Origin of the sequence: Haematospirillum sp. H4485 (genome assembly GCF_012102745.1) — a bacterium.
Lineage (GTDB): Bacteria > Pseudomonadota > Alphaproteobacteria > Rhodospirillales > Rhodospirillaceae > Haematospirillum.
The window spans coordinates 93,423-104,850 of sequence record NZ_JAAVSY010000009.1; the positions used below are offsets into that span (position 1 = coordinate 93,423).

Sequence of the window (11,428 nt, forward strand, 5' to 3'; positions counted from 1 at the left end):
AAAATACCAAGGGCAGGAAACTGTACCCTGCCCCGTGCGCGTCAGGACGCCATGTTCAGACGCGCCACCAGAACCTCCATCACCTGAGAGGCATCCTGATGCCAAACCTGACAGGTTCCGGCATTGGCATGCCCACCACCGCCATACTTCAGCATCAGCTCGCCGATATTGGCTTTCGAGGATTTGTCGAAGATCGACTTGCCAACAGCAAAAACCGTCTTTTCATTCTGAAAGCCGCGCATGACATGGATGGAGACATTTGCATCCGGATACAGCGCATACACAAGGAAACGGTTGCCGACATAAATCGGGTCCTCTTCCCTGAGATCAATAATGGCCACCTTGCCCTTGACCGTTGTGCAACGGCGCATCTGGACCGTGAACTTTTCCTGCTGCTCGAAGTAAAGGTCGATTCGTTCGCGGACATCGGGCAGGGTAAGAACATCCTGAATGGTATGATCCAGACAGTAATCGATCAGGTTCATCATCAGCTGGTAATTTGAAACCCGGAATTCCTTGAACCGCCCAAGCCCGGTCCGGGCATCCATAAGGAAGTTCATCAGGTTCCAGCCTTCCGGCTTCAGAACCTCTTCGCGGGTGAAATTGGCGGAGTCACCCTTGTCAACGGCCAGCATCATATCTGCCGTTACTTTCTTGATGACCTTTTCAGCACCATAGTACTTATAGACCACGCGCGCCGCCGAGGGCGCATCCGGGTCAATGATATGATTCTCGGGCTTGCCACCGATCCTTATGGTTTCTGACAGGTGGTGGTCAAAAGCCAGATGAACACCCGGTACATACGGCAGGTTGGTTGTGATATCACGCTTTGACACCTCGACCTTGCCATCCTGCATGTCCTTGGGATGGACGAACTTGATATCATCAATCATATCAAGCTCTTTGAGGATCATGGCACAGACCAGACCATCAAAGTCACTGCGGGTCACAAGACGGAACTTGGTTTCCGACATCCGCACACTCCCCTGATCATCGCCGGACAGCCGGTCAACCCCGGCCACGATACAACAGGCAACACGATACCTTCCCCCCCGCCATCAGGCAACACGTGCCTGCATAACCATGTCCAGATACGCAAGCCGGAAAAATAACTGACACACCGACAAGCACCGGATCGCCCTGTTTTCAGAACATTTGCGAGAAAGAGAATTGCATAAATATAATCTTACGTTCACATTATAACGAATAATAAGAACTCTGCCGGAACACCAAGGAATGTCCGGAGAGCAAGGGAGACAAAACACCATGAATATCGTGGAACTGCGTGATTTCGATGACCACGAGCTCGTTGTACTGGCTACAGACGTCGACTCCGGACTGAAAGCTGTTATTGCCGTTCATTCAACAATTCCCGGCCCGGCGTGCGGTGGGACCCGCATGTGGCCCTATGCCTCACACCAGGAAGCCGTCATCGATGTCCTGCGACTCTCGCGCGGAATGACCTACAAGAACATCATGGCCGGGCTACCCCTTGGTGGCGGAAAGTCGGTCATCATCGGGGATCCGACGCGGCACAAGTCCGAAGCCCTGCTCCGGGCCTTTGGCCGCAAGGTCGAAGCCTTGGGTGGTCGCTATATCGCTGCCGAAGATGTTGGTACCTCACCGGCAGACATGGACATCATTGCCACTGAAACGCAGCACGTTGCCGGAACCGGACGCAACAACGGGCTGGGTGATCCATCCCCCTTCACGGCATGGGGCGTTTTCCATGGCATCCGGGCAACCGCAACCGAACTGTTCGGAACCCCGGACCTTCAAGGCCGGACCATCGCCGTACAGGGTCTGGGACATGTCGGGCACTATGTATGCAGCCATCTTGCCACAGCCGGAGCCAGGCTGATCGTATCGGATATTGATCCTGCCAGAGTTGATTATATCGTTCGTGAATATGGCGTCGTCGCCGTTGATCCAGATCATATCCATGCTGTGGAGTGCGATATTTTTGCTCCCTGCGCCCTTGGCGCTTCGCTGAACCCGGTCACCATTCCTGATATCAAGGCCAAGGCTGTCGCCGGGGCTGCCAACAACCAGCTTGCAACACCGGACATGGCAATGGAGCTGCAAAAGCGCAGCATTCTTTATGCCCCGGACTATGTGATCAACGCTGGCGGGGTCATAGCCATCGCGTCGGATATAGACGGGACCTTCACGACCGAAGGGCTGCGGAAGAAAGCGGCCGCCATTGCGGAAACCCTGACCGGAATCTACCAGAGAGCCCGCTTGAGTGGTCAGACAACTGCAGACATTGCCGATACCATCGCTCGCGAACGTTTGTATGCAATAAAGTCTGATCGTCAACGGTCCGTCGCCGCCTGAGAAACCAGGAAAAAATAAACAGAAAAAACGGGTGTGGTGCTTCGTGCGGCAAACGCTGATGCACCGCACTTGTTCCTTCGTGACCTATCGATAGGTCATGGGCGTTTCCGCGCGGAAGATTCTGCGAAGAAAAGAAAAACAACCCAAAGATGATCGTCTGAAACGATCTGCGCTTGACCTTTGGGAATCTCCGTGCATAGTGCGTGTGATAATGATTATTACATGCAGAGGGAGCCATGTATCCTGACATCTGCCCGGCACGGGAAACAGATCGCCATCCTGCCCCATGTGCGCACCGCTTTGCACATATCCGATACAGCGACACTCCTGCTTCACAAGCGGATACAAAACCATAACGGTACGGCGTTCAACCCGGCTGTCGCCTGCACGCAAGAACAACGCGCCTTCTCCTGTCCTGTCCTTTTTTCATGAATTCCCGCCCGGAAATCTGCCGGCTTGCCGGTCCCGCACAAAAAAACAATCAAACGAGGTGAGCAAGACATGCCCAAACATTTCGGGGCCCCACTGTTCGGGGCCGGTATCCTCCTTCCCTTGATAGCCGGCGTGGCCCAGGCCCAGACACAGCCTGCGCCAACAACCACGCGGCTGGATGCCGTCACCGTTTCGGCCACACGGACGGAACAAACCGCCATCGATACCCCGGAAGCTGTCAGCGTCGTCCGGCGTGAAGACATCGAGAAACGCCAACCCGGGTCCGTGGTGGAACTGCTGCGCGACATTCCAGGGGCAAGCTTCTCCGGCGGGCCGCGCGGCACCGCTGTACGCCCGACCATTCGCGGTCTGGGCGGGGAACGCGTGGTGGTACGGCTGGACAATGCGCGCCAGAACTTCAACGCCGAACACAAGGGACGTATTTTCGTCGAACCCGAATTCCTGCGCCAGGTAGACGTGCTGCGCGGGCCGGGATCAACCCTGTTCGGATCCGGTGCCCTGGGCGGGGTCATGAACATGACCACCGTTGACGCCACCGACTTCCTGAAACCGGGACAGATGATGGGGGGGCGGGTTTCGGCGGGCTATGCCAGCGCCAGCGACAAAAAGCGCGGCAGCCTGATGGCCTATGCCCGCCCGATGGAAACACTGGATTTCCTGGTTGGCGGCAGTGCCCATACCCAGGCCGACCTGCGCCACGGCAACGACACCCACCTGCCCTATTCGGCAGAGCGGAATCGTTCCGCCCTGTTCAAGGTTGGCATCAATCCCGATACCTTCCACCGCATCACCTTGTCGGCCCTGCGCTATGACGGCGACGAGAAGGCGGGTGCAAGCGCTGAAGACTTGGTAGGTTCGCGAAATCTCGCCGTTGACCGTGAAACCAAGCAGGACACCTACACCCTGTCGTGGAACTACAAGAACCCGGCAGACAAACTATTTGACGTTCAGGCTACCGTGTACCGGAACCAGGCCGATATCAACGAGAAAACCCGGGCAAGCGTGCGCCACGATACCCGCAAGCAAACCGTCAACGGTGTGGACGTGGCCAATACCAGCCGCTTTTCGTTCGGCGATTCTGCCCATAACCGCCTGACCTATGGCGTCGAGTATATGGAGGAGAAACAGGAAGGCCGGCGTGATGGCATCCCCACCGCGGGCTTCTACCCCGATGCCACCATGAAAACGACGGGTGTGTTTATACAGGATGAAATCACCCTGTTCACCGACTGGACCCTGACCGCCGGTGTCCGCCACGACCGCTTTGACCTGTCGCCCACCGACCGGGCCGGGCGCGACGGCAGCGCCACCTCGCCCAAGGCGGCGCTGTCGTGGCGGGTAACCCCGTGGTTCATGCCCTATGTGTCCTATGCCGAAGCCTTCCGGGCCCCGAGCCTGAAAGGCTTGTACAATCAAGGCGTACATTTCCCGATGGGGCCGTTTGCAAATAACACCTTCGTTCCCAACCCGAACCTGCGCCCGGAAAAAGCCCGCAACGCCGAACTTGGTGCCAGCTTCCGGTTCCAGAACCTGGCTCTGGAACGGGACAGCCTGCGCCTGAAGGTGTCGGGGTTTGAAAACCGGATCAAGGACTACATAGAACAAACAGTGGGGGCAACCACAACCACCACCAGCAACGTTCCCAACGCGCGGATCCGTGGGGTGGAGCTGGAAGCCGCCTATGACGCCGGGATCGTGTTTGCCAGCCTGGGGGCTTCAAAACTGCGCGGAGACAACCGCAGCAGCCATACCCCGCTGGAAAGCATCCCCGCCGCCAAGGCTGTGACCACCATCGGCACCCGCATTCCCGGCACGGATCTAGAAGCCGGCTGGCGCACCCACATGGTGGCGGCCCAGAACCGCGCCAAAGCCGACAAGAAAAGTGGTGGTTACGCGATCCACGATGTCTTTGTCAGCTGGGCACCGGAACAGTTCAACGATGCCCTGCGCGTAAACCTGACAGCCGACAACCTGTTTGACCGGTATTACAAACCCCACGAGTCAGCAATCTACGCCGCCGGTCGTGATATCCGCCTGAGTGCTGTGATCCAGTTCTAGGCAACCGTTTCAACCGGCTTTGTGCATCTGCCGGCGGAACAGCGGTCGCACCCCGCCCCGCCGGCCTTTTTCCCGAAGGAGACACCTGTCATGACTTCTCAATCACCCGCCACCACCGACCTGCAACACGCCTGGGCATCTCTTGCATCGGGAACAGCCCGCCGCTATGCCCGCGATCTGGCTGCCGACCTTGGCTCAACCGAAGCCCAGCTGGTCGCGGCCGGCTGCGGGCACGATGTTGTGCGCCTGGACGCCGACTGGGCTGAACTGATACAGGCGCTTCCCGCCCTGGGTCCGGTCAAGGTCATCACCCGTAACAATGCCGTTGTTCACGAGAAAACCGGCGCCTTTGGCAACATCAACATCAGCGGCGGCAGCGGCGTTGTGTACAACGGCGGCATTGACCTGCGCCTGTTCCTGGGGCGCTGGCACCACGGGTTCTCTGTCAAGACCGAGAATCAGCGCGGAATTCGGCGTTCACTACAATTCTTTGATCTTGACGGAACGGCGGTACACAAGGTCTTCCTGACCGCTGATGGTAACGTTGATGCTTGGGCCCGCCTGACAGAGCAATATCGTTCTGATAACCAGTCAACCGAGCTGAATGTTGTTCCAGCCCGCACCCCTGTCGAGCGCCCCGACGACCAGATTGACGTGGAAGGGTTGCGGGCGCACTGGTCTGCCCTGCGCGATGTCCATCACTTCCACGACATGCTGAGGGAATTCGGGGTTGACCGCCTGCAGGCCATGCGTCTGGTCGGCCCGGATCTTGCCCTCCAAACCAGTACCGATGCCCTGCGTCGCACCCTGGACATGGCTGTCAACCAGAAAGCCCCGCTGATGGTCTTTGTCGGCAGTGCCGGCTGCATCCAGATCCACACCGGGACCATACAGCGGGTTATGGAAAAGGATGGATGGCTGAACATCATGGATCCGGATTTCAATCTTCACGTCCGCAGCGAAGAGATTGCCGGCACCTGGGTGGTTCGCAAGCCCAGCATAAACGGCATTATCACGACCCTGGAACTGTATGACACACAGGGGCGGAACGTCGCCATCCTGTGCGGGAAAAGGCACGGGCAGGAGCCCGAGCGCGAAGACTGGCGGGCAATTGTCAAATCCCTGCCCGGTCATGATCGCCACGCCGCTGTCGCATGAAACCACAGCGTTGTTTTGTCAGGGTCGCCATACTTGCGGCCCTGACACTGGCAATCCTGCCTGTATGTCCAGTTTACAGCGGTCAGACACCACAGCGGATTGTTTCCGTCAGCGCCCCGATCACAGAGATTGTGTTTGCCCTGGGTGCCGGGGATCGTGTTGTCGCCGTGGATACTACCAGCCAGTATCCCGAAGCCGCAGCACAGCGCCCCAAGGTTGGCTATATGCGGACCCTGGCCGCAGAAGGCATCCTGTCGCTGGAGCCTGACCTGCTTCTGGTGCCGGCAGATGCCGGACCACCCCATGTCCTGTCGCAGATACGGCAGGCCGGTGTGCGAGTGGAGACCCTGCCTGCCGCAATGACCCTGGACACACTACGCAGCAACATTCACCACATCGGGAACTGGGTTCACAGACCACAGGAAGCCGATGATCTGGCCAAGGATCTGATGGCAACCCTGAGCGCCATACAACGCCCTGCAGAATCCAGTGCACCCGGTGTCCTGTGCTTGTTGTCAGCCGGGGCCGGCCCGCCGATTGCTGCCGGCCGCAAGACGGTGGTGGACTACTTGATCCGGCAGGCCGGGGGGCGCAATGTCTCCAGTCAGACGGAAGGCTTCAAACCGCTGTCCGGTGAAGGTGCCATGATGATGGCCCCGGATATCCTTCTGGTCGGTGATCACACCCTTGGCCCTGACAAGAACACCGATGCGCTTATCCGGATGCCCCAGATTGCGCCAACACCTGCGGCACAGAATAAACGGGTTGTGGTCATCGACAGCACGCTGCTGATGGGGCTGGGGCCACGCACACCGCAGGCTATCATGGATCTCGCCCGATCCTTTGGCACAGCAGGGGATGGACCATGGCCTGCCCACTGAACCAAGGAAACACGTCCATGACAAGAGAAGGCAGGCACATTGTTGTGCCCGGGCTGGTCATCCTTCTGGTTATCACGGTTGTGACAGCAGCCTGTACCGGCAGTGTTTCCATTCCCGCAGTCCATGTTTTGCAATACATGGCATCCCATACCGGACTGACTGATGCAGGAATCCCCTGGCAGCATGAGGCTGTTCTGGGCAGCATCCGCCTGCCCCGGATCTTTCTCGGCACGCTGGTTGGCGCAACCTTGGCTGTCTCCGGGGCCAGCTTGCAGGCCATTTTCCGCAATCCGCTGGCTGATCCCGGACTTGTTGGCATTTCCAGTGGCTGCGCGCTGGCAGCGGCCGGGGCCGTTGTCTTTGGAACAACACTGGCCGGGGAGCCATGGTTTCTGCCAATAGCCGCCTTTGTCGGTGGCATGGCAGCCGTTTCTGTCGTTCACCTTCTGGCTGCCATCAACGGGCGGGTCAACCCGGCCACCATGCTTCTGGCCGGTATTGCGGTCAATGCGCTATGCGCAACCGGTATTGGCCTGCTTGTCTATCTGGGCGATGATCTTCAGATGCGCCAGTTCCTGTTCTGGACCATGGGAAGCCTGAGCAACAGTGACTGGAGCCAGATTGTACCCGCATCACTGATCATGTTTTTAACCGTGTTTCTTCTCGTCCGGCAATCGAACCAGCTGAACATCCTCGTCCTGGGGGAGAGGGAAGCAGGGCACTTGGGCATGGATGTTCCACGCTTCATACGGTGGAGTACCGTTCTGGTCAGCCTGGGCGTGGGCGCAGCCGTTTCGGTCTCCGGCATTATCGGCTTTGTTGGCTTGATTGTGCCTCATCTGGTTCGCTTGGCGATCGGAGCCGATCACCGTCTCCTCCTTCCCGGAGCAGCACTGGCCGGGGCAATCCTGATGACACTATCCGACACAGCCGCACGAACCCTTGCTGAGCCGGCAGAAATGCCTATCGGTCTTTTATGCAGCCTGATTGGTGCGCCGTGCCTGGTCTGGTTACTGTTTGGTCACACCCGGAGAAGCACAGCATCATGAGCCTGGATTTATCCCGCATTCATGTTCAGCTCGGTAACCACGTTATCCTGTCTGACATCAGCCTGTCTGTACATCCGGGGACCATGACCATTATTCTCGGTCCCAATGGATCGGGAAAATCGACCTTGCTGTCTGTCATGGCTGGCGAACGCAAGCCCGATTCCGGTCAGATACAATTGGACAACACCCCTCTGGAGGCATGGCCGCTCAAGGCATTGGCACGACGTCGGGCTGTTCTGCCGCAAAACCCATCTCTTCAGTTCGGGTTCTCAGTCACCGAGGTTGTGCAACTCGGACTAAGCCCGCATCAGGCAAGCACATCCCGTCATGATGCCTGCCTTGTAGATCAGGCTCTTCAGAAAGCCGACATTCATCACCTGGGGGCACGTAATTACCTGAACCTGTCGGGTGGAGAACAACAGCGTACGCACTTTGCCAGAGTTCTGGCACAACTGGCCGATGGCAAAAACGAAAAACCGGGATACCTGCTTCTGGATGAGCCAACGTCGAGCCTGGACCCAGCCCACCAGCACCAAATCCTGGCGCAGGCCAAGGCGCTCGCTCGCCAGGGAAACGGGGTTGTTGCTGTCTTGCATGATCTTAATCTAGCTGCTGCGTGGGCAGACCACATCATCCTTCTGGCTGACGGGAAGATTACAGCCACGGGTCACCCGGATGATGTTCTCGTGCCGGATATCATAGAGCAGGTCTTTACTATCCGAACACGCATCCTCGACGATAATGGGGCACGGATTATCATTCCGTACCTGCCTTCATGTGCTGAAAACGACAGCAAGAAGAGTGACTGTCTATAAGGCTTAGGGGGGTGTGATCCAGTACATAAAAGAGTATACGACACGCACGAACAAAAGGATCTGTAGATCAAGACCAGAGTTCCATGCGTTGGTCGCGGCGGCTCTCAATGGAATGAGAGGCTCATTCAATCACGTTGGCTTTATAGAGAGAAAATCGCATCACCCGATCTCATTTCTCAATTTTTTTTCTGCAGCTCTGACTCTTCTGAACTTCTGCTCATCACAAAAAATCCAGTCAGAACTCGTATCCTTGCAGACATTAGCCCCGAAATTCATGATCTCGTCTTTCTTGGGAATATTTTGTCTCTACTTCTTTGAAACATGGGCTTCTAAAGAAGCTCATATCCCACTTGTCTCATTCCTGACCTATGCTGCAGGTGGTATCCTGTCATCTGTTTTTCTAAAAGAGAAAATCGGCCTGATGAAAATGCTGGCCTTTGCCGCCATTCTACCAAGCGTCTATTTTATTATTGCCCATGAAGTCGGCATATCGGGAAGCATGACTGGCATTATACTGGCCCTTCTTGGTGGGCTGGGATGCGCGCTATTTATCTTTGCCTCAAAGTTGCTAAAAATCGGATCTGGACTTGCCCATCTCGTATGGCTGTTCGGATTTGGAAGCCTGTATCTGACAATACCTTATGCCATGAAGGGATTTTCAATACCAAGCCCACCTGTTGCCATTGCCATCCTCGGGCTTGTCATATTCCCGACGATTGGAGGCTTCTACTTCACCACAAAAGCGATACAACACGGCAATGCAAGCAGCGTCCAGATTATTGAAAGCAGTGCCCCCCTGTTTGCGACCCTTTTTGCCATTGTGTTCTTTGGGGAGAGTCTTGGTGTGGCCGACTGGCTTGGGGCGCTCATGTACAATGACAAGTCTTCTTCTCACCCTGAAACGAGAACAAGAGACTTTGCCGGAACGCACATTCTATCCATGATACCAAAGCTGGATAAATTCAGGTTCAATCTTGGTTCTGGGCTAAAAAAGTAAGATGGCTGTATAGATCCAGAATCAGATCAATGCTGCCCCCCAACCGCACCAAGAAAAATCATGCTATAATTTTGTGAAATAAACGTAAAGGTACCGTAGATGAAAAGGTTAACTGAAGAATAGCTCATCTGTCTTTTGCGTACGAAAAAATATCCAGACGATCCATCAATCAGGACAGCCATTGAATGGCAATCTCAATGTAACTTTTTCGTCTCCATAAAAAGCGCATATTTTTTGGATGAGTCTATATTTTTGGTTGCGGGGGCACGCAACAGCCAATCCCCTAAATTCCGCTTTTGTGCTTAGGGTCCATATAGCGCCTTGATCTGGTTAAGTTTCTTCCGGCAGTCGTCGCCTGTCGCCGCGAGGTCGGCTATAACCCCATGGGTCCAGCCTTGCCGGGCACAGTACAGTTCCAGTATCTTCTTCTGGCGTTCAAGGTCCGCTTTCTGATCATGACTGGAAACACGCGCATAGGCAATGGTACGCTTCTGCGCCGCTGCCTCGCCGTCGTGACCGGGCTGAAGCCGGGACAGGGCATAACGGCGGTGGCCGGGTGCCGTCCGCTCCGGCAAAAGCTTGCCTTCCCGCGTGCCCGGTTATAAAATGCAACCATGGAACAGGTTGCCGAACTCCCTGACAGTATTCAGGAAATAGCCAGCGTTATTGGCCGCGACCGGGCGCTTTATCTTGTCGGCAGCCTTGCGCCGTCCGGAAAGCGCAGGTGGAGGCGCATTCTCTACGTTCCCCACCCCCGTAACCTGAAAATGTCCTCGAAAATCGTCGAAATCCTTGGCTATGAGGATGCCGCCCGCATCTCCCGCGCGTTTGCCGGGCTGATCCTTCAGCCCGCGAATGGGAACAGTCTCTCCCGCCCCCTGCGGGATCGCCGCATCTGCGACATGGCCCGTAACGGCGTGCCGACGACAGATATCGCGGCGGGGTTCGCTCTCACGCCGCGTCGGGTCAGGGACATTCTGAAGCGGCAGGAAAAAGCGCCACAGGACGTATAGGGGCCTGTCTGCCACGCTGCCTGACAGTTGATGACCGATGCCATGGTGTGGAGCGAATGCAGGTGGATCAGATTGTGCCGCGACTGGCGGCGGTTGAAGCGCGGCTTGATAGTACAGACCGGACCCTGGCCGAAGTCGCCCTTACCCAGCGTGAGATATCTCGGACCCTGACCGCGCTGACCGTCCAGGAAGTTGCGCTGGACCGGCTCGGCCAGGAGTCCGTCCGGATGTGGGAGAAGATTTCCGCAGCGGAATCATCGCTGACCCGGATTCAGGCCGAAGCCCGCATTGCCGCCTGTATCGGCTCCTCGTGCCTGACAGGAGCCGTCGCCTATATCATATGGTTGATGCAGCATGTGAGGCTTTAACCATGCAGATCTCGACCCACTTTCACCGCCATGAATTCGCCTGCCGCTGTGGGTGCGGCTTTGACACCGTGGACGCTGAACTGCTGACAGTTCTCCAGGGCGTGCGGGATCATTTCAAGGCGCCGGTAACGATTACATCGGGGTGCAGATGTGCGGGCTGGAACCGTGAAAACGGCGGGCGCCCGCAATCCATGCACCTTCTGGGGCGTGCAGCCGACATCATTACCGTCAGCCCACTGCACGCGGTTTATGTGTGGCTGTGCAAGCAGTACCCGTTCCGGCTCGGTCTGGGGCTTTAC

General features: G+C 56.8%; 12 protein-coding genes. 10 read left to right on the plus strand and 2 right to left on the minus strand.

From position 1 onward, the window contains the following. Positions 1–41: 41 nt before the first annotated feature. Positions 42–974, minus strand: a complete 933-nt coding sequence (locus HEQ61_RS08030) for an exopolyphosphatase (RefSeq protein ID WP_168020490.1) — start codon at positions 972–974, stop codon at positions 42–44. A 292-nt stretch (positions 975–1,266) separates the two neighbouring features. Here HEQ61_RS08030 and HEQ61_RS08035 point away from each other — a divergent pair, with 292 nt between their 5' ends. From HEQ61_RS08035 to HEQ61_RS08065, 7 genes are all read left to right on the plus strand, one after another. After that, a complete protein-coding gene (locus tag HEQ61_RS08035; RefSeq protein ID WP_168020492.1) occupies positions 1,267–2,337 on the plus strand; it encodes a Glu/Leu/Phe/Val dehydrogenase in 1,071 nt (356 codons plus the stop codon). A 501-nt stretch (positions 2,338–2,838) separates the two neighbouring features. Beyond that, a complete protein-coding gene (locus HEQ61_RS08040; RefSeq protein ID WP_168020494.1) occupies positions 2,839–4,848 on the plus strand; it encodes a TonB-dependent hemoglobin/transferrin/lactoferrin family receptor in 2,010 nt (669 codons plus the stop codon). Positions 4,849–4,938: 90 nt separating this feature from the next. Further along, positions 4,939–6,006, plus strand: a complete 1,068-nt coding sequence (locus tag HEQ61_RS08045) for a hemin-degrading factor (protein WP_168020496.1) — start codon at positions 4,939–4,941, stop codon at positions 6,004–6,006. After that, entirely contained in the window at positions 6,003–6,887 is an 885-nt protein-coding gene (locus HEQ61_RS08050; RefSeq protein ID WP_168020498.1) for a heme/hemin ABC transporter substrate-binding protein, read from the plus strand. Before HEQ61_RS08045 ends, HEQ61_RS08050 begins: the two co-directional genes overlap by 4 nt. Positions 6,888–6,904: 17 nt before the next feature. Continuing rightward, positions 6,905–7,936, plus strand: coding sequence for a FecCD family ABC transporter permease (locus tag HEQ61_RS08055; RefSeq protein ID WP_209315670.1), 1,032 nt, complete (start codon positions 6,905–6,907; stop codon positions 7,934–7,936). After that, positions 7,933–8,751: a heme ABC transporter ATP-binding protein gene (locus HEQ61_RS08060; RefSeq protein ID WP_168020502.1), complete on the plus strand. Its 819-nt coding sequence runs from the start codon at positions 7,933–7,935 to the stop codon at positions 8,749–8,751. The genes HEQ61_RS08055 and HEQ61_RS08060 overlap by 4 nt, the downstream gene beginning before the upstream one ends. A gap of 88 nt (positions 8,752–8,839) precedes the next feature. Further along, complete coding sequence (locus HEQ61_RS08065) at positions 8,840–9,748, plus strand: DMT family transporter (RefSeq protein ID WP_168020504.1); 909 nt, start codon at positions 8,840–8,842, stop codon at positions 9,746–9,748. Positions 9,749–10,050: 302 nt separating this feature from the next. Here HEQ61_RS08065 and HEQ61_RS08070 read toward each other — a convergent pair whose 3' ends face one another. Then, positions 10,051–10,323 carry a recombinase family protein gene (locus HEQ61_RS08070; protein ID WP_167805021.1) on the minus strand — a complete coding sequence of 91 codons (273 nt, stop codon included), beginning with the start codon at positions 10,321–10,323 and terminating at the stop codon, positions 10,051–10,053. Between the two features lie 39 nt (positions 10,324–10,362). Here HEQ61_RS08070 and HEQ61_RS08075 point away from each other — a divergent pair, with 39 nt between their 5' ends. The 3 genes from HEQ61_RS08075 to HEQ61_RS08085 form a co-directional block, all read left to right on the plus strand. After that, positions 10,363–10,761, plus strand: a complete 399-nt coding sequence (locus HEQ61_RS08075) for a hypothetical protein (RefSeq protein ID WP_167812183.1) — start codon at positions 10,363–10,365, stop codon at positions 10,759–10,761. A 56-nt stretch (positions 10,762–10,817) separates the two neighbouring features. Beyond that, positions 10,818–11,129: a hypothetical protein gene (locus HEQ61_RS08080; protein WP_168020212.1), complete on the plus strand. Its 312-nt coding sequence runs from the start codon at positions 10,818–10,820 to the stop codon at positions 11,127–11,129. A 2-nt stretch (positions 11,130–11,131) separates the two neighbouring features. Then, the coding region (locus HEQ61_RS08085; protein ID WP_168084779.1) for a D-Ala-D-Ala carboxypeptidase family metallohydrolase at positions 11,132–11,428 on the plus strand (297 nt) is incomplete at its 3' end.